The sequence below is a fragment of the Pseudomonas aestuarii genome, from assembly GCF_027988105.1.
Taxonomy (GTDB): domain Bacteria; phylum Pseudomonadota; class Gammaproteobacteria; order Pseudomonadales; family Pseudomonadaceae; genus Aquipseudomonas; species Aquipseudomonas aestuarii.
Genome location: NZ_JAQJZJ010000004.1, coordinates 175,735 through 193,199, shown reverse-complemented (window position 1 = coordinate 193,199; position 17,465 = coordinate 175,735). Strand labels below are relative to the sequence as shown.

General features: G+C 58.5%; 18 protein-coding genes. 2 read left to right on the top strand and 16 right to left on the bottom strand.

All coding sequences use genetic code 11. The features are described from left to right. Positions 1–21: 21 nt before the first annotated feature. The 16 genes from atpG to rpmH all read right to left on the bottom strand — a co-directional run bounded on the left by atpG (position 22) and on the right by rpmH (position 14,345). Positions 22–882, bottom strand: a complete 861-nt coding sequence (atpG, locus tag PH586_RS10440; RefSeq protein WP_271347699.1) for a F0F1 ATP synthase subunit gamma — start codon at positions 880–882, stop codon at positions 22–24. A gap of 50 nt (positions 883–932) precedes the next feature. Beyond that, positions 933–2,477: a F0F1 ATP synthase subunit alpha gene (gene atpA, locus PH586_RS10435; RefSeq protein WP_271347698.1), complete on the bottom strand. Its 1,545-nt coding sequence runs from the start codon at positions 2,475–2,477 to the stop codon at positions 933–935. A gap of 21 nt (positions 2,478–2,498) precedes the next feature. After that, positions 2,499–3,035 (bottom strand): F0F1 ATP synthase subunit delta, encoded by a 537-nt coding sequence (locus PH586_RS10430; RefSeq protein ID WP_271347697.1) that lies wholly within the window; start codon positions 3,033–3,035, stop codon positions 2,499–2,501. A gap of 14 nt (positions 3,036–3,049) precedes the next feature. After that, complete coding sequence (locus PH586_RS10425; RefSeq protein ID WP_271347696.1) at positions 3,050–3,520, bottom strand: F0F1 ATP synthase subunit B; 471 nt, start codon at positions 3,518–3,520, stop codon at positions 3,050–3,052. A 57-nt stretch (positions 3,521–3,577) separates the two neighbouring features. Then, on the bottom strand, positions 3,578–3,835 hold the full coding sequence (gene atpE, locus PH586_RS10420) for a F0F1 ATP synthase subunit C (RefSeq protein ID WP_003097235.1): 258 nt from the start codon (positions 3,833–3,835) through the stop codon (positions 3,578–3,580). 166 nt (positions 3,836–4,001) lie between these two features. Then, positions 4,002–4,871 (bottom strand): F0F1 ATP synthase subunit A, encoded by an 870-nt coding sequence (gene atpB, locus PH586_RS10415; RefSeq protein ID WP_271347695.1) that lies wholly within the window; start codon positions 4,869–4,871, stop codon positions 4,002–4,004. A 14-nt stretch (positions 4,872–4,885) separates the two neighbouring features. Continuing rightward, entirely contained in the window at positions 4,886–5,293 is a 408-nt protein-coding gene (locus tag PH586_RS10410; protein WP_238040887.1) for a F0F1 ATP synthase subunit I, read from the bottom strand. 147 nt (positions 5,294–5,440) lie between these two features. Further along, positions 5,441–6,313: a ParB/RepB/Spo0J family partition protein gene (locus PH586_RS10405; RefSeq protein ID WP_271347694.1), complete on the bottom strand. Its 873-nt coding sequence runs from the start codon at positions 6,311–6,313 to the stop codon at positions 5,441–5,443. 10 nt (positions 6,314–6,323) lie between these two features. Next, positions 6,324–7,112 (bottom strand): ParA family protein, encoded by a 789-nt coding sequence (locus PH586_RS10400; RefSeq protein ID WP_271347693.1) that lies wholly within the window; start codon positions 7,110–7,112, stop codon positions 6,324–6,326. 12 nt (positions 7,113–7,124) lie between these two features. Then, positions 7,125–7,772 carry a 16S rRNA (guanine(527)-N(7))-methyltransferase RsmG gene (gene rsmG, locus PH586_RS10395; protein WP_271347692.1) on the bottom strand — a complete coding sequence of 216 codons (648 nt, stop codon included), beginning with the start codon at positions 7,770–7,772 and terminating at the stop codon, positions 7,125–7,127. Continuing rightward, entirely contained in the window at positions 7,772–9,664 is a 1,893-nt protein-coding gene (mnmG, locus tag PH586_RS10390; protein WP_271347691.1) for a tRNA uridine-5-carboxymethylaminomethyl(34) synthesis enzyme MnmG, read from the bottom strand. Before mnmG ends, rsmG begins: the two co-directional genes overlap by 1 nt. A gap of 687 nt (positions 9,665–10,351) precedes the next feature. Further along, the gene (gene mnmE / locus PH586_RS10385; RefSeq protein WP_271347690.1) at positions 10,352–11,719 is read right to left on the bottom strand and encodes a tRNA uridine-5-carboxymethylaminomethyl(34) synthesis GTPase MnmE; all 1,368 of its coding nucleotides are present in this window, start codon (positions 11,717–11,719) and stop codon (positions 10,352–10,354) included. An 86-nt stretch (positions 11,720–11,805) separates the two neighbouring features. Then, positions 11,806–13,554, bottom strand: a complete 1,749-nt coding sequence (gene yidC / locus PH586_RS10380) for a membrane protein insertase YidC (protein WP_271347689.1) — start codon at positions 13,552–13,554, stop codon at positions 11,806–11,808. 2 nt (positions 13,555–13,556) lie between these two features. After that, entirely contained in the window at positions 13,557–13,802 is a 246-nt protein-coding gene (yidD, locus tag PH586_RS10375) for a membrane protein insertion efficiency factor YidD (RefSeq protein WP_238040894.1), read from the bottom strand. Beyond that, the gene (gene rnpA / locus PH586_RS10370; protein WP_271347688.1) at positions 13,795–14,196 is read right to left on the bottom strand and encodes a ribonuclease P protein component; all 402 of its coding nucleotides are present in this window, start codon (positions 14,194–14,196) and stop codon (positions 13,795–13,797) included. The genes yidD and rnpA overlap by 8 nt, the downstream gene beginning before the upstream one ends. A 14-nt stretch (positions 14,197–14,210) precedes the next feature. Continuing rightward, positions 14,211–14,345, bottom strand: a complete 135-nt coding sequence (gene rpmH, locus PH586_RS10365) for a 50S ribosomal protein L34 (protein WP_002551315.1) — start codon at positions 14,343–14,345, stop codon at positions 14,211–14,213. Between the two features lie 521 nt (positions 14,346–14,866). On the opposite strand from rpmH, the gene dnaA reads away from it, so the two are divergent. Together dnaA and dnaN are read left to right on the top strand one after the other, a co-directional pair. After that, positions 14,867–16,327, top strand: coding sequence for a chromosomal replication initiator protein DnaA (gene dnaA, locus PH586_RS10360; protein ID WP_271347687.1), 1,461 nt, complete (start codon positions 14,867–14,869; stop codon positions 16,325–16,327). A 32-nt stretch (positions 16,328–16,359) separates the two neighbouring features. Next, positions 16,360–17,463, top strand: a complete 1,104-nt coding sequence (gene dnaN, locus PH586_RS10355) for a DNA polymerase III subunit beta (protein WP_271347686.1) — start codon at positions 16,360–16,362, stop codon at positions 17,461–17,463. The last annotated feature ends 2 nt before the right edge of the window (positions 17,464–17,465 follow it).

The following is a 17,465-nucleotide window of genomic DNA, read 5'->3' as shown; positions in this document are numbered from 1 at the left end:
CTCTGAATATTTGAACCGGTATCAGACCGCGGCTGCGCCGCCAACGATTTCCGAGATCTCTTGGGTGATCGCCGCCTGACGCGCCTTGTTGTAGATCAGCTGCAAATCGCTGATCAGATCACCGGCGTTGTCGGTAGCGTTCTTCATCGCGATCATCCGCGCCGCTTGTTCAGCAGCGTTGTTCTCGACCACCGCCTGGTACACCTGCGACTCCACGTAGCGCACCATCAAGCCGTCCAGCAGCTCCTTGGCATCGGGTTCATAGAGATAGTCCCAGTGATGCTTGAGCTTTTGATCCGAATCAGCCACCAGGGGAACCAACTGTTCCACTGTCGGCTGTTGCGTCATGGTGTTGACGAACTTGTTCGAGACCACGGACAAACGGTCGATGCGGCCATCGAGGTACGCATCGAGCATGACCTTGACGCTACCGATCAGATCGTTGATCGACGGTTCTTCGCCCAGGTGGCTGATCGCAGCAACGACATTGCCACCAAAGCTGCGGAAGAAAGCCGCACCCTTGCCACCAATCACGCAGAGGTCGATCTCTACACCTTGTTCGCGGTTTACCACCATGTCCTTGACCAGGGTCTTGAACAGGTTGGTATTGAGGCCACCACACAAGCCACGGTCACTGCTCACCACCACATAACCCACGCGCTTTACTTCGCGCTCGGTCATGAACGGATGACGGTATTCCGGGTTGGCGTTGGCCAGATGACCAATCACCTGGCGGATGCGCTCCGCGTAAGGACGGCTGGCAGACATGCGCATTTGAGCCTTGCGCATCTTGCTGACAGCTACCTTTTCCATGGCGCTGGTGATCTTTTGCGTGCTTTTGATGCTCGCAATCTTGCTGCGAATCTCTTTTGCGCCTGCCATTTGACACCTATCGGGTTAGCAGGCGGAGGTCATAAGACCTCCGCTGCGGCTTACCAGGTTTGGGTGGCCTTGAACTTCTCGATACCGGCTTTCAGGCCAGCGTCGATTTCGTCATTGAAGTCACCCTTCACGTTGATCTTCGCCATCAAGTCGGCGTGATCGCGGTTGAAGTAAGCAATCAGAGCTTGTTCGAAGCTGCCGATTTTGACGATTTCGATGTCCTGCAGGTAGCCACGTTCGGCCGAGTACAGGGACAGCGACATGTCGGCGATGGACATCGGCGCGTATTGCTTCTGCTTCATCAGCTCGGTAACGCGCTGACCATGCTCAAGCTGCTTGCGGGTGGCTTCGTCCAGGTCAGAAGCGAACTGGGCGAAAGCCGCCAATTCACGGTACTGAGCCAGAGCGGTACGGATACCACCGGAAAGCTTCTTGATGATCTTGGTCTGAGCGGCACCACCTACGCGGGAAACCGAAACACCGGCGTTCACTGCCGGGCGAATGCCGGAGTTGAACATGGCCGATTCCAGGAAGATCTGACCGTCGGTGATCGAGATCACGTTGGTCGGAACGAACGCGGAAACGTCGCCAGCCTGGGTTTCGATGATCGGCAGGGCGGTCAGGGAACCGGTCTTGCCTGTCACGGCGCCGTTGGTGAACTTCTCGACATACTCTTCGGAAACGCGCGATGCACGCTCCAGCAGACGGCTGTGGAGATAGAACACGTCGCCCGGGTAGGCTTCACGGCCTGGAGGACGGCGCAGCAGCAGGGAAATCTGGCGGTAAGCCACTGCTTGCTTGGACAGATCGTCATAAACGATCAGCGCGTCTTCGCCACGGTCGCGGAAGTACTCGCCCATGGTGCAACCGGAGTACGGTGCAATGAACTGCAGCGCAGCGGATTCGGAGGCACTGGCCGCGACGATGATGGTGTTAGCCAAGGCGCCGTTTTCTTCCAGCTTGCGCACCACGTTGGCGATGGTCGATTGCTTCTGACCAATAGCCACGTAAACGCACTTAATGCCGCTGTTCTTCTGGTTGATGATGGCATCGATCGCCAGAGCGGTTTTACCGATCTGACGGTCGCCGATGATCAGCTCGCGCTGGCCACGGCCAACCGGGATCATGGCGTCGACGGCCTTGTAACCGGTTTGCACCGGTTGGTCGACCGACTTACGCCAGATCACGCCCGGTGCAACCTTCTCAACCGCGTCAGTAGCGACGTTGTTCAGCGGGCCTTTACCGTCAACCGGGTTACCCAGAGCATCGACAACGCGACCCAGCAGTTCCGGACCTACCGGCACTTCGAGGATGCGGCCGGTGCACTTGGCGCTCATGCCTTCAGCCAACGACTGATAGGCACCGAGAACCACGGCGCCGACAGAGTCGCGCTCCAGGTTCATCGCCATGCCATAAACGGCACCCGGGAACTCGATCATTTCACCGTACATAACGTCGGCGAGACCGTGAATGCGCACAATACCGTCGGATACGCTGACGACTGTGCCTTCGTTACGGGCTTGCGAGGAAACATCGAGCTTGTCGATGCGGCCCTTGATGATTTCACTTATTTCGGAAGGATTGAGTTGCTGCATAGCTCTGCTGCCCCTTCAAACTCAAGATTTCAATGCTTCGGCCAGCTTCGCGATTTTGCCGCGAACTGAGCCATCGATAACCAGGTCGCCGGCGCGGATTACGACACCACCGATAAGGCTGGCATCCTCCGTTGCATGCAGGCGCACTTCCCGGTTGAGCCGTGCACTGAGAACCTTGGCGAGTTTGTCTTGCTGTTCATCGCTCAATGCAAAGGCACTGGTGACATCCACGTCGACCGATTTTTCCTGTTCGGCTTTGTACAGCTCGAACAGATCGGCGATCTCCGGCAACAAGGCCAGGCGATCGTTTTCGGCGACGATATGGATGAAATTGCGTACCTGGGCGTCGAACTTGTCACCACACACCTCGTTGAAGGTGGTGGACTTATCTGTACTCGTCAGACGCGGAGCCCCGAGCATGCGCTGGATGGTGTCGACTTGCGACACCGCAGCAGCCAGGCCGAGCATGGCTGACCAAGAGGCCAGCTGCTGGTGGGCCTGGGCATACTCAAAGGCAGCCTTGGCGTAAGGTCGGGCCAGCGTGGTCAGTTCTGCCATGATCGCGCCCTCGCTTAAATTTCGGCTGCCAGTTTGGAAACCAGCTCCGCATGCGCGTTTTGGTCGATAGATTTGCTCAGGATCTTCTCGGCACCGCTGACGGCCAGGCTACCCACTTGGGCACGCAAGGCGTCTTTGACGCTGTTCAGTTCCTGTTCGATCTCGGCCTGAGCCTGAGCCTTCACGCGGTCAGCTTCGACACGGGCCTGGTCACGGGCTTCGTCGACGATCTGGGTTCCACGTTTCTTGGCTTGCTCAATGATTTCGGCTGCTTGGCCTTTGGCTTCGCGCAGTTGTTGGGCCACTTTATCTTGGGCCAACTCCAGGTCACGAGCCGCACGGCTGGCAGCGTCCAGTCCATCTGCAATCTTCTTCTGACGATCCTGCAAAGCCGTAATGACCGGAGGCCATACGAACTTCATGCAGAACAGCACGAAGATGAAGAAGGCAACGGACTGGCCAATCAGGGTTGCATTAATGTTCACGCCAACACCTCGCTCGTTCGTTGTCCATCAAACCAATCCACTCGAATACTCGAGTGATTAGCCTGCAATTTGACCAACGAAGGGGTTCGCGAAGGTGAAGAACAGTGCGATACCAACACCGATCATGGTCACGGCGTCGAGCAGACCGGCGACGATGAACATTTTTACTTGCAGCATCGGTACCATTTCCGGCTGACGCGCTGCGCCTTCCAGGAACTTGCCGCCCAGCAGGCCGAAACCAATGGCGGTACCCAGGGCACCCAGGCCAATCAGCAGTGCTACAGCGATCGCGGTCAGACCAACTACAGTTTCCATCTTTCCTCCCGACTTTTATGTCGTATTGGTTTAAGGTTTTCTAAGGTAAAGCGGTAAAGCTAAATCATTGCCTGTGTTGCCCTTGCGGGCGTCCACCTCGAGCAGAGCGCAGCCTGATCTGCCGTTTCCCCAGCGGGGAAGGGCATCGAGGATGCGCATTGCGCCCTTAGTGGTTGTCTTCGTGCGCCATCGACAGGTAGACGATGGTCAGCATCATGAAGATGAACGCTTGCAGCACGATGATCAGGATGTGGAACACCGCCCACGCCCACTGCAAGACAATACCCAGACCGCCCAGCAGCAAGCCGCCGCTGAACATGACGGCGATAAGGATGAAGATCAGCTCGCCGGCATACAGGTTGCCGAACAGACGCAGCGCCAGGGAAATCGGCTTGGCAACCAGGGTCACCAACTCGAGCAGCAGGTTGACCGGCACAAACAGAGCCTGAACCAGGACGTTCTTGCTGCCGAACGGGTGCAGAGTCAGCTCGCCGATGAAACCGCTGATGCCTTTGACCTTGATGCTGTAGTAGAGGATCAGGGCAAACACCGACAGGGCCAGGCCCAGGGTGGCGTTCGGGTCAGTAGTCGGCACGACACGGAAGAACAGGTGTTTATCACCGGTGATTGTCGCCGCCAGCATCGGCAGCCAATCCACCGGGAACAGATCCATGAAGTTCATCAGGAAGACCCAGACGAAGATGGTCAGACCCAGCGGTGCGATCAGTGCGTTGCGACCATGGAAGGTGTCTTTGACACTGCCATCGACGAACTCAACCAAGACTTCGACTAAATTCTGCAGACCACCCGGTTGCCCGGAAGTGGCGCGCTTGGCTGCAGCGCGGAACAACAGAATGAAAAGCAGGCCGAGCACCACCGACACCAACAGGGTATCGACGTGGAATGCCCAGAAGCCCATTTCTTGAGCTTCCCTGACGTTGTGGGCAAAGCTCCAGCCATTGACCGGGTGCTGACCATAGGTCAGGTTGGTCAAGTGATGCTGGATATAACCCGAAGCGGTTTCTGCAGCTGCCATATATCCCTCGAGCGCTAAGGTCTTAAAAATCTTATTTTCATTAGCAGGGGTGAGAACCAGTTGACCAATTGGGTCAACAGGAATACGCCGAATACCGCCAGCGCATCCAATGGCTTCACGCCTGCAAACGTCAGTGCAAACAGCACTGCCGTCAAAATCAGTTTGCCCGCTTCACCGGCATAAAAAGACCGGACTATGGCTTGAGCAGCCCGCGCTCCACTGAAACGGAACGCCTTGTGGGCAAAGTACAGATTCGGCAACCAGGCAATCAGGCCGCCACACAACCCTGAATAACCACTTACTGCGCCGCGAGTGACATACAACACCGCAGCCGCTAACAGTAGTACAGCCAACTGGGTCAACAAGACCGGAAACACCGCTAAACGATGAAAGGGCGTGCGATTTGGCTTGCGTACATCCATCGTCACAGTCCCTACGGTGTCGGCCGCCTCAAATCAACGGCCTGGCATATTTCGTGCCGACAAAAGCGCGCAAAGTATAGGGGCGCAGGTTCCCCGGTTCAACAGCCAGGTAGTGATTTACGTGAACCTGCTACATGGTCAATTGTTTCAGCGGATGTGGGCCAGAACACCCTGCAATTCATCCAGTGAGCTGTAGCGAATCACCAGTTGGCCTTTGCCCTTCTGCCCGTGCTTGATCTGCACCGGAGAGCCCAGGCGCTCGGCCAGGCGCTGCTCCAGACGACTTATATCCGGGTCGGCCTTGGGCGCCGCAACCGGCTTGTCTTTGCCACTCAACCACTGGCGTACCAGGGCTTCGGTTTGTCGTACTGTCAGCCCTCGTGCGACAACGTGTCGCGCCCCTTCGACCTGTTGTTCCGCAGGCAGACCCAGCAGGGCACGCGCATGGCCCATCTCCAAATCGCCATGGGACAGCAGGGTCTTGATCTCGTCCGGCAGACCGATCAGGCGCAGCAGGTTGGTGATGGTCACGCGGGATTTGCCCACGGCCTCAGCCACCTGCTGCTGGGTAAGCTGGAATTCCTGCTGCAGCCGTTGCAGGGCAACGGCCTCGTCGATCGGGTTGAGGTCTTCACGCTGGATGTTCTCGATCAGCGCCATGGCGATCGCTGCCTCGTCGGGCAGTTCGCGCACCATGGCCGGGATCTTGTCCAGGCCAGCCTGCTGGCAGGCACGCCAGCGCCGTTCTCCGGCGACTATCTCGAAACGCCCTTCGCCAATCGGCCGCACCACAATCGGTTGCAACACACCCTGGGCCTTGATCGACTGCGCCAGTTCATCCAGCGCGGTGGCATCCATGTCACGGCGCGGTTGGTACTTGCCGCGCTGGATCAGGTCCAGGGGCACGTATTGCAGCTCGCGGCTATCGACCTGGGCAGCTTCTTCCTGCAGAGCAGTGACGGTGGTGCCCCCCAGCAGGGCGTCCAAGCCACGTCCCAGCCCTCGTTTCTTGACGGCCATGCGGAGTTCCTTATGCGGTTGCGGTGTGGGCGCCGGCGCGCTGACGGCGAACCAACTCGCCAGCCAAGGCCAGGTAGGCAATGGCGCCACGGGATTGCTTGTCATAAACCAGCGCCGGCATGCCGTAGCTAGGGGCCTCGGCCAGGCGAATGTTGCGCGGGATAACGGTTTGGTACAGCGTGTCGGGGAAATGCTGCTTGAGCTGCGCCGTTACATCGTTGGTCAGGCTGATGCGCGGGTCGTACATGGTACGCAGCAGGCCTTCGATCTTCAGCGAAGGATTGAGCATTTGCGCAATGCGCTGAATGCTGTTGATCAGGTCGCTCAAGCCTTCCAGGGCGAAATACTCGCATTGCATGGGGATGATCACCCCATCGGCGGCCACCAGGGCATTGACCGTGAGCATCGACAGTGCCGGTGGACAGTCGATGAGGATGTAATCGTAGTTCTCGCGGATCGGCGCCAAGGCGTTACGCAGGCGGCTTTCCTTCATTTTCATTTCCAGCAGGCCGACTTCCGCAGCCGTCAGGTCACGGTTGGCCGGCAGCAACTGGTAACCACCGTGCTCGGAATACTGCATGGCCTCGACCAGGTTGCATTCACCGATCAACACGTCGTAGATCGAATGCTCCAGGGCATGCTTATCCACACCGCTGCCCATGGTGGCGTTACCCTGTGGATCAAGATCGATCAGCAGGACGCGGCGCTTGGTCGCAACCAGCGAGGCCGCCAGATTGATGCAGGTGGTGGTCTTGCCCACGCCGCCTTTCTGGTTGGCGATTGCGAATACTTTAGCCATGTTGCGTTCCCCCTAGACCGAGCGACGCAGTATCAGCAGATGACGCTGACCTTGGCAACCGGGAACCTTGAGCACATGGGTGGCTGCCAGGCGGAAGTCGGCCGGCAGAGCTTGCAGTTCGTCGTCCGGATGCACGCCCTTCATGGCCAGCCACTGGCTCTGGCCATCGCCGAGATGGCGGGTCCAGTTGGCAAAATCCTCCAGGCTGCTGAAAGCACGGGAAACGATACCGCTGAATGGCTGCGGCGGCTTGAAGGCCTCGACCCGGCTGTGGATAACTTCCAGGTTGGTCAGTTTCAGCTCCAGCTTCACCTGAGTGAGAAAGCGGGTTTTCTTGCCGTTGGAGTCGAGCAGGGTGAATTGCCGCTCGGGGAACAGGATGGCCAGGGGAATGCCCGGCATGCCGCCACCACTGCCGACGTCCAGCCAGTTATCCCCAGCATCGAAGACGTAGGGCTGCACACTCAGGCTGTCGAGCAGGTGGCGCGAAACCATTTCGTCCGGGTCGCGCACCGCGGTGAGGTTGTAGGCCTTGTTCCACTTGATCAGCAGCGCCAGATAGGCCAGCAACTGTTCCTGCTGCAGGGCGGATACCTCGACGCCCAGCTCGAGGGCGCCTTGCGCCAGTTCTTCGGCGTGCTTGCTGGTTACCACTGACATCAGGCGCTTTGCTCCAGCTGGCGACCAGCTCCGCGTTTTTTCAGGTGGATCAGCAGCAGGGAAATCGCCGCCGGGGTGACCCCGGGAATCCGCGAAGCCTGGCCGAGGGTTTCAGGACGCGTATTGCCGAGCTTGTGCTGGATCTCCTTGGACAGGCCGGAAATCCCGGTGTAATCGATATCGGCAGGCAATTGGGTGTCCTCGCTGGCGCGCAGCCGGGCGATTTCATCCTGCTGACGATCGATGTAGCCGGCGTACTTGGTCTTGATCTCGACCTGCTCGGCGACTTGCGGGTCTTCTGCCCCTGCGCCGGTCAGCTCGACCAGACCGAGGTAATCGATCTCCGGGCGCGACAACAGGTTGAGCAGGTTGTACTCGTGGGTCAGCGGCGTGCCGAAATGCGCGGCAATCGCATCGCCCTGGGGCGTACCGGGCCTGACCCAGGTACTTTTCAGGCGCTGTTCTTCCACCGCGATGGCTTCACGCTTGATCTCGAATGCGGCCCAACGGCGATCATCGACCAGGCCCAGCTCGCGGCCTTTTTCGGTCAGGCGCAGGTCGGCGTTATCTTCGCGCAGGATCAGCCGATATTCGGCCCGCGAGGTGAACATGCGGTACGGCTCCTGGGTCCCCAGGGTGATCAGGTCGTCGACCAAAACGCCGAGGTAGGCTTCGTCGCGGCGCGGGCACCAGCTGTCTTTGCCCTGGGCGCGCAACGCGGCATTGGCCCCGGCCAGCAGCCCCTGGGCGCCGGCTTCTTCGTAACCGGTGGTGCCATTGATCTGGCCGGCAAAGAACAAACCGGCAATGACCTTGGTTTCCAGGCTGTATTTCAGGTCACGCGGATCGAAGTAGTCGTATTCGATGGCGTAGCCCGGACGCACGATATGGGCGTTTTCCATGCCGCGGATCGAGCGCACCAACTGCAACTGCACGTCGAACGGCAACGAGGTGGAAATCCCGTTGGGATAGAGCTCATGGGTGGTCAGCCCCTCCGGCTCGATAAATACCTGATGGCTGTCCTTGTCGGCAAAACGATGGATCTTGTCTTCGATCGATGGGCAGTAACGCGGCCCTACGCCTTCGATCAACCCGGAATACATCGGCGAACGATCGAGATTGGCGGCAATGATCTCGTGGGTTCGGGCATTGGTGTGGGTGATCCAGCAACTGACCTGAGACGGATGCTGCTCAGGTGTTCCGAGAAACGACATCAGCGGAATCGGCGTATCGCCGGGTTGCTCGGTCATCACGGAAAAATCCACCGAGCGGCCATCGATGCGCGGCGGGGTACCGGTCTTCAGGCGACCGACCCGCAGCGGCAATTCGCGCAAGCGCTGGGCCAGGGCAATCGAGGGTGGATCACCGGCGCGGCCACCGGAATAGTTCTGCATGCCGATGTGGATAAGTCCACCGAGGAAGGTGCCGGTGGTCAACACCACCGAATCGGCGAATATCCGCAGCCCCATCTGGGTGACCACGCCTTTGACTTGGTCATTCTCGACGATCAGGTCATCCGCGGCCTGCTGAAATATCCACAGGTTGGCCTGGTTTTCCAGGGTTTCGCGGATAGCCGCCTTGTACAGCACCCGATCGGCCTGGGCGCGAGTGGCGCGAACGGCAGGGCCCTTGCGGCTGTTGAGCACGCGGAACTGGATGCCGGCCTTGTCGGTGGCGGTTGCCATGGCGCCACCCAGGGCGTCGATTTCCTTGACCAGATGGCTTTTGCCAATTCCGCCGATAGCCGGATTGCAGCTCATCTGACCGAGGGTTTCCACGTTATGGGTCAGCAGCAGGGTTTTTACCCCCATGCGTGCCGCTGCCAAAGCAGCCTCGGTGCCGGCATGACCACCGCCGATCACGATCACCTGAAAACGGGAAGGGAAATCCACCACGCACCTCGTGCCTGTTGAGAAGCTTTGAAAAGCTGGAAAGCCGGCGAGTATAGGGATTTAGCCGGTGTGAAAGAAGCCTTTTGCACAAAAAATAGCCAGCCTGCGTTGGTCCTCTCAGAGCTTCCGGTTAATAAAGAATAAAAGAATAGATTTATATAGATCTTTGTTTTTATGTTTATAAAGTATGCAGCGCTTTTCTGTGGATAGATCGCTACAGCTCAATGACCATGTGCCCTGTAGCGTTTCAAAAGGCTGTGATAATCCTGCCGTTAGCCTGTTCGGTAGCGGTAGACAGCCTGTGGATTAAAGTGATGGTTATCCACAGGGGCATTTATCCTCAGTTTTATCACCGGGTTATGGACCGGGCTCAGGCCCGGTTTTCCACAGGGCTTAGACGGGAAAATAACCGCATGTAAAACCGCGTTTGGCCAAGACGATGACTGCCTGAAGGATGCAATCGTGAAGTCGTTGGCCAGGACAAGGTCGCCCAAGTCGCAGGATTGGGTAGACGCAGGGGGGATTTCTAGCGTTCGCAGGAGCTGAAGGCGTTGAGCGATGGTGTGGCAGCGATTGCCATCGCTGCGCTCATACGGGGTTTACGTAGCCGGGTTGCGCGGCTCATTCAACCAGGCGCGGTCGAGCTGCAACGGAGTACCGCCCAGCTCACCGTGGGGAAGGCGCTCGCTACTTGCCGATACAGAAGCTGGAAAATATCCGGCCGAGCAGGTCGTCGGAGCTGAACGCCCCGGTGATCTCGCCCAGAGTCTGTTGCGCCAGGCGCAGGTCTTCGGCGAGCAGCTCACCGGCCCCTGCCAGGGTCAGCTGAGCGTGACCGTGGTCGAGATGGCTAGCGGCGAGGCGCAACGCCTCCAGATGGCGCCTGCGGGCACTGAAGCTGCTCTCGGCAGTCTGTTCGTAGCCCATGCAGGCTTTCAGGTGCTCGCGCAGCAGATCGAGACCGGCGCTGGATCTGGCCGACAGGCTGATGGTTACATGGCCATCGCTGCCGACTTCCAGGGCAGTGGCTTCGCCGGACAGGTCGGCCTTGTTGCGAATCAGGGTGACTTTGCCCGGGGCGGGACGCTGAGCGAGAAACTCCGGCCATAGCGAGAAGGGGTCGTCGGCTTCTGCAGCAGTGGCATCGACCACCAGGAGAATACGGTCGGCTTCGCCAATGGCTTTAAGTGCGCGCTCGACGCCGATCTTTTCCACCTGATCCTGGGTGTCGCGCAAGCCAGCGGTATCCACCACGTGCAACGGCATGCCATCGATGTGGATATGTTCGCGCAGTACGTCGCGGGTGGTGCCGGCGATCTCGGTGACGATGGCTGCTTCGCGGCCGGCCAGGGCATTGAGCAAACTGGATTTTCCGGCGTTCGGCCGCCCGGCGATCACCACTGTCATGCCATCGCGCAGCAGCGCACCCTGGCCTGCTTCGCGCAGCACTTCGGCAAGATCGGCACGAACGCCCTCGAGCAGGCTGAGCACATGGCCATCGGCAAGAAAGTCGATTTCCTCTTCGGGAAAATCGATGGCCGCCTCGACGTAGATGCGCAGGCTGATCAGGCGTTCGGTCAGGCCATACACGCGGCGCGAGAACTCGCCTTGTAGAGAACGCAAGGCATTGCGCGCGGCCTGTGCCGAGCTGGCTTCGATCAGGTCGGCAATCGCCTCGGCCTGGGCCAGGTCGAGTTTGTCGTTGAGGAATGCCCGCTCGCTGAACTCGCCGGGACGGGCCTGGCGCGCGCCAAGTTGCAGGCAGCGGCGCAGGAGCAAGTCGAGTACCACCGGGCCGCCATGGCCTTGCAGTTCCAGTACATCCTCGCCGGTAAAGGAGTTGGGCCCGGGAAAGTACAGGGCCAGGCCCTCATCCAGCACCTGTTCGGCATCGGCAAAAAAAGGCCCGTAATGGGCATAGCGTGGTTTCAGTTCACGCTGGCAAATCGCCAGGGCCAGTTTCCCTGCCAAGGGCCCCGAGACACGCACGATGCCGACGCCACCACGGCCCTGGGCTGTCGCAACGGCGGCAATGGTTTCACGGACTGCTGACATGCTGAACTCCAAACGCTGGATAGCAAGACGCCCCACGATGGGGGCGTCTTGTTAACGGCTTGCTCGAGCTTACAAGCTCCGCCTTATCAGGCCGCAGCCGCCTTGGTTGCCGCTTCAATCTTGCGGGTAATGTACCACTGCTGAGCGATGGACAGGCAGTTGTTGACGACCCAGTACAGCACCAGACCGGCCGGGAACCAGAGGAAGAAGAAGGTGAAGATGACAGGCATCAGCTTCATCACCTTGGCCTGCATCGGATCCGGCGGTGTCGGGTTGAGCTGCTGCTGGATGAACATGGTGGCGCCCATGATGATCGGCAGGATGAAGAACGGATCCTTGATCGCCAGGTCGGTAATCCAGAACATCCACGGGGCCTGACGCATTTCAACGCTTTCCAGCAGAGTCCAATACAGGGCCAGGAACACCGGCATCTGTACCAGGATCGGCAGGCAACCGCCCAGTGGGTTGATCTTCTCTTTTTTGTACAGCTCCATCATGCCCTGGGACATCTTCTGCCGGTCATCTCCGAACTGCTCTTTCAGAGCAGCCAGTTTCGGCGCTACAGCACGCATGCGCGCCATCGACTTGTAGCTGGCGGCAGACAGCGGGAAGAAGATCAGTTTGATGATGATGGTCAGGACGATGATCGACCAGCCCCAGTTGCCCAAGATGCTGTGGATATGTTCCAGTAACCAGAAGATTGGCTGGGCAATGAACCACAGAATGCCGTAGTCGACCGTCAACTCGAGCCCGGGGGACAGGGTTTTCAGGTGACCTTGAAGCTTCGGGCCGGCATACAGAATGGCATTGATTTCGCCTTGGGCGCCGGGAGCAACCTGAACGGCCGGACCGGTAAAGCCGACAATGTAATTGCCTTGGCTGTCTTTGCGAGTCTGTACCTGGTTGGTCGTGCCTTTCTCGGGAATCCAGGCAGTGACAAAGTAGTGCTGCAGCCAGGCAACCCAGCCTCCTTCAACGGTTTCTTTAAAAGCTTGCTTGTCGATATCTTTCATCGACACTTTTTTGTATGACTCTTCGGGTGTCCAGAGCGCGCCACCCAGGTAGGTGGCGGTGCCGGTGGCGGTGGTCGACGAGGGATCATCACTGCTATCGCGCTTTAGCTGAGCGAACATATTGCCGCTCCACGCTTTGCCACTCTGATTGTCGATCAGATAGCTGACGGTCATCTGATAAGCCGCAGGGTCTACGCAACCGGGCTTTTTCAGCTGTTGTTCGGCGGGCGAGCACTCAGGATTCAGGCCACGGGTGAAGGTGAAGCGTTTGATGTAATTGACCCCGTCTTCGCTGAGCTTGAGGTCGACCTGCAGACTGTCCTGGCCTTCAGCCAATTCATAACTCTGCTTGTCGCTGCTCCACAGGGCACGGCCGCTGGACCGGTCCGGCGCGTTAGCGCCGATCAAACCGCTTTGCGCCAGATAGGTGCGCTCGCTGCCGTTATCGAACAGTTGGAAAGGCACTTCCGGGTGGTCTTGCCGGCGCGGGTACTGCGGCAACCGCAACTCCACCACATCACCGCCCCGTGGATCGATGGCCAGATCCAGGACGTCGGTTTTCACTCGAATCAGTTGGTCACTGACGGCCACTGGGGCAACGCTGATGGAGCCTGATTCGGCGGCAGGGGCTGCAGTCGGTATGTCGTCACCGCTGGCGGTTTGGGCGCGGGCAGTGGTATCCGGCAAGCTCGGAACGGTACTGCTGACTGCTGCAGTCTGAGTCGGCAGGGCAGCTTGACCGTAGTCCTGGTTCCACTGGAGAACCATCATATAGGACACGATTGCCAGGGCGACGATCAGGATCGAGCGTTGAATATCCATGATTATTCGGCCATCGAAGAGGAACGGGAGGTTTTCGCGGGGGGAACCGGGTCGTAGCCACCGGGATTCCACGGGTGACAGCGGCCGAGCCGGCGCAATGCCAGCCAGCCACCACGCATGAGGCCTTGTTGTTCGATGGCTTCATGCGCGTAGCAGGAGCAGCTTGGATAAAAACGACAGTGGCTGGCCATCAAAGGACTGATGGCATAGCGGTAGAACTGGATTGGAACCAAGGCCAGTTTACGCATGGGGACTGTCGTTTATCCCGATAGGGGTAGAAGTTTCCGGGCTGGGTTTGTTGCGTGCGAGGCGTTTCCAGAGCTTGCCGAACTGGTGAGCCAGTTCGGCATTCTGCAGATCGCCCAGGCCCTTACGCGCAACCACTACGATGTCCCAACCGACCAGGTTGTCCTGGTGGAGGCGGAACGATTCGCGGATCTGGCGTTTCAGGCGATTGCGCTCAACCGAGAGCTTGACGCTCTTCTTGCCGATCACCAAACCCAGGCGGGGGTGGTCAAGCTGGTTGTTGCGCGCCAGCAGCAGGACATTTTTGCCCGGAACTTTGCCGCTAGGGGAGTCGAAGACTGCCTTGAATTGTCGGGGGGTTAGCAGACGCTTTTCCCGACTGAAGTCTCGACTCACCACGATACCGAAATTTAGACGGCGAGACGCTTACGGCCCTTGGCGCGGCGACGCGACAGGACAGCACGGCCGTTCTTGGTGGCCATACGAGCACGGAAACCGTGAGTGCGAGCGCGTTTGATAGTGCTGGGTTGGAAAGTGCGTTTCATGGCGTGTTACCTGGCTGTCGACTACGGGCCGGAATGGCCCCCGTTTTAAGAGACCGGCGATTCTAGAGAATCCCAAGGGTCAGGTCAATTTCCAACCAGCATTTTCGTTAATAAAGAATATAGAGAAGAGAATATTTAAAGCTTTTCTGTAATGTTAATAACTATTAGCAAGCCACTTTTCTGTGCATAAGTGCCTCAAGCCCTTTATCCATGATGCTTATGCGGAAGGGTAAGTCTGTCAGGAAGACGTGCTGCGGCTGTGCGAAGGCAGCGGATAAGCTGGGGATGGAATGCCATGTTATCCACAGCTGGGTTCATGCACCACTTATGCCCAGGCTTATCCGCTGGGCTCAAGCAGGGTTATCCACAGAGTTGAATCTGCAGTTATCGACCAGTGGTAAGGCTGATGGCCGGCATCAGGTATCTCACCTGAGCGATCGTTACGTGTGGATAACTCGGTCTTCGGTCGCTACAATGGCGCTTGTTTTTTGCCTCGCCGCTTTCCTATTTAGGGGTTATCCGTGTCCGTTGAACTTTGGCAGCAGTGCGTAGAGCTTCTGCGCGATGAACTGCCTGCCCAGCAATTCAATACCTGGATCCGACCGCTGCAGGTCGAAGCCGCTGGCGACGAGCTTCGCGTCTATGCGCCGAACCGTTTCGTGCTGGACTGGGTCAATGAAAAGTACCTGACGCGGCTGCTCGAATTGCTCGCCGAACGCACCAACGGCATGATGCCGGCACTGTCCTTGTTAATAGGCAGCAAACGCAGCAGCGCCCCGCGCGTGGCTGCGGCTCCCGCACCGGCGCCGGTCGTGACCAGCACGCCAGTGGCCGCCCCGAAGGCCGCTCCTGCGCTGTCAGAGCCATCGCGCTCCAGTTTTGACCCCATGGCCGGGGCTGCCAGCCAGACCGCCCCCGCGCGCACTGAGCGCACGGTCCAAGTGGAAGGCGGACTCAAGCACACCAGCTACCTGAACCGTACCTTCACCTTCGACAATTTCGTCGAGGGCAAGTCCAACCAGTTGGCCCGCGCGGCGGCCTGGCAGGTGGCAGACAATCCCAAGCACGGTTACAACCCGCTGTTCCTCTATGGCGGCGTGGGCCTGGGTAAGACCCACTTGATGCACGCGGTGGGTAATCACCTGTTGCAGAAGAACCCGAATGCCAAGGTGGTGTACCTGCATTCCGAGCGCTTCGTTGCCGATATGGTCAAGGCACTGCAGTTGAATGCAATCAACGAGTTCAAGCGTTTCTACCGTTCGGTGGATGCCTTGCTGATCGACGACATTCAGTTTTTCGCCAAAAAGGAACGCTCTCAGGAGGAGTTCTTTCACACCTTCAACGCGTTGCTCGAGGGTGGCCAGCAGGTAATTCTCACCAGTGACCGCTACCCGAAGGAAATCGAAGGCCTGGAAGAGCGTCTGAAATCGCGCTTCGGTTGGGGCCTGACGGTGGCGGTCGAACCGCCCGAGTTGGAAACCCGGGTGGCGATCCTGATGAAGAAGGCCGATCAGGCCAAAGTGGATTTGCCACACGACGCGGCGTTCTTCATTGCCCAGCGCATCCGTTCCAACGTGCGCGAACTGGAAGGCGCGCTCAAGCGCGTGATTGCCCATTCGCACTTCATGGGCCGTGACATCACCATCGAGTTGATCCGCGAGTCGCTGAAGGATTTGTTGGCGCTGCAAGACAAGCTGGTCAGCATCGACAATATCCAGCGCACCACGGCCGAGTACTACAAGATCAAGATCTCCGATCTGCTTTCGAAACGCCGTTCACGCTCGGTGGCAAGACCGCGACAAGTGGCGATGGCACTGTCGAAGGAACTGACCAACCACAGCCTGCCGGAGATTGGTGATGCCTTCGGCGGCCGCGATCACACCACGGTATTGCATGCTTGCCGTAAGATTGCTGAACTGAAGGAATCCGACGCGGACATCCGCGAGGATTACAAGAATCTGCTGCGTACGTTGACCACTTGAATACGCCACTCCACTAGGCAAGGGACTAGACCATGCATTTCACTATTCAACGCGAAGCCTTGTTGAAACCACTGCAACTGGTCGCCGGCGTCGTGGAACGCCGCCAGACCTTGCCGGTGCTGTCCAATGTGCTGCTGGTGGTCGAAGGCCAGCAATTGTCGCTGACCGGTACCGATCTCGAAGTCGAGCTGGTGGGCCGGGTAAGTCTGGAAGAGCCGGCCGAGCCCGGTGAAATTACCGTACCGGCGCGCAAGCTGATGGATATCTGCAAAAGCCTGCCGAATGATGCGTTGATCGACATCCGCGTCGACGATCAGAAGTTGCTGGTCAAGGCCGGACGTAGCCGTTTCTCCCTGTCGACCTTGCCGGCCAATGACTTCCCCACGGTCGAGGAAGGCCCGGGTTCGCTGACCCTCAGCCTCAACCAAAGCAGGCTGCGCCGCCTGATCGAACGCACCAGTTTTGCCATGGCGCAGCAAGACGTGCGCTATTACCTCAACGGTATGTTGCTGGAAGTTCAGACGGGCATTTTGCGCGCAGTCGCCACCGATGGTCATCGTCTGGCCATGTGTTCGATGGCCGCCGAGATCGAGCAGACCGAACGCCATCAGGTGATAGTGCCGCGCAAAGGTATTCTCGAGTTGGCGCGACTGCTGACCGAGCAGGATGCCAACGTCAGCATCGTTCTGGGCCAGCATCATATTCGTGCGACCACCGGTGAGTTTACCTTCACCTCCAAACTGGTTGACGGCAAGTTCCCCGATTACGAGCGTGTGCTGCCGCGCGGAGGCGACAAATTGGTGGTCGCCGATCGTCAAGGTCTGCGCGAAGCGTTCAGCCGCACGGCTATTCTCTCCAACGAAAAGTACCGGGGTATCCGTTTGCAACTGGCGGCTGGCCTGCTGAAAATTCAGGCCAACAACCCGGAGCAGGAAGAGGCCGAAGAAGAGATTGCCGTGGACTACAACGGTAACCAGTTGGAGATCGGTTTCAATGTCAGTTACCTGCTCGATGTGCTGGGTGTGATGACCACTGATCAGGTGCGCCTGATTCTGTCCGACTCCAATAGCAGTGCTCTGGTACAGGAAGCCGATAACGACGATTCCGCCTATGTCGTTATGCCCATGCGTCTGTAACT

Bases quoted from the DNA above. Each gene is read 5' to 3' on its own strand.
- rpmH (WP_002551315.1), bottom strand. From the start codon at position 14,345: ATGAAACGCACTTTCCAACCCAGCACTATCAAACGCGCTCGCACTCAC.
- PH586_RS10405 (WP_271347694.1), bottom strand. From the start codon at position 6,313: ATGGCCGTCAAGAAACGAGGGCTGGGACGTGGCTTGGACGCCCTGCTG.
- mnmE (WP_271347690.1), bottom strand. From the start codon at position 11,719: ATGTCAGCAGTCCGTGAAACCATTGCCGCCGTTGCGACAGCCCAGGGC.
- yidD (WP_238040894.1), bottom strand. From the start codon at position 13,802: ATGCGTAAACTGGCCTTGGTTCCAATCCAGTTCTACCGCTATGCCATC.
- atpB (WP_271347695.1), bottom strand. From the start codon at position 4,871: ATGGCAGCTGCAGAAACCGCTTCGGGTTATATCCAGCATCACTTGACC.
- dnaN (WP_271347686.1), top strand. From the start codon at position 16,360: ATGCATTTCACTATTCAACGCGAAGCCTTGTTGAAACCACTGCAACTG.
- PH586_RS10430 (WP_271347697.1), bottom strand. From the start codon at position 3,035: ATGGCAGAACTGACCACGCTGGCCCGACCTTACGCCAAGGCTGCCTTT.
- rsmG (WP_271347692.1), bottom strand. From the start codon at position 7,772: ATGTCAGTGGTAACCAGCAAGCACGCCGAAGAACTGGCGCAAGGCGCC.
- atpA (WP_271347698.1), bottom strand. From the start codon at position 2,477: ATGCAGCAACTCAATCCTTCCGAAATAAGTGAAATCATCAAGGGCCGC.
- atpE (WP_003097235.1), bottom strand. From the start codon at position 3,835: ATGGAAACTGTAGTTGGTCTGACCGCGATCGCTGTAGCACTGCTGATT.
- PH586_RS10410 (WP_238040887.1), bottom strand. From the start codon at position 5,293: ATGGATGTACGCAAGCCAAATCGCACGCCCTTTCATCGTTTAGCGGTG.
- yidC (WP_271347689.1), bottom strand. From the start codon at position 13,554: ATGGATATTCAACGCTCGATCCTGATCGTCGCCCTGGCAATCGTGTCC.
- atpG (WP_271347699.1), bottom strand. From the start codon at position 882: ATGGCAGGCGCAAAAGAGATTCGCAGCAAGATTGCGAGCATCAAAAGC.
- PH586_RS10400 (WP_271347693.1), bottom strand. From the start codon at position 7,112: ATGGCTAAAGTATTCGCAATCGCCAACCAGAAAGGCGGCGTGGGCAAG.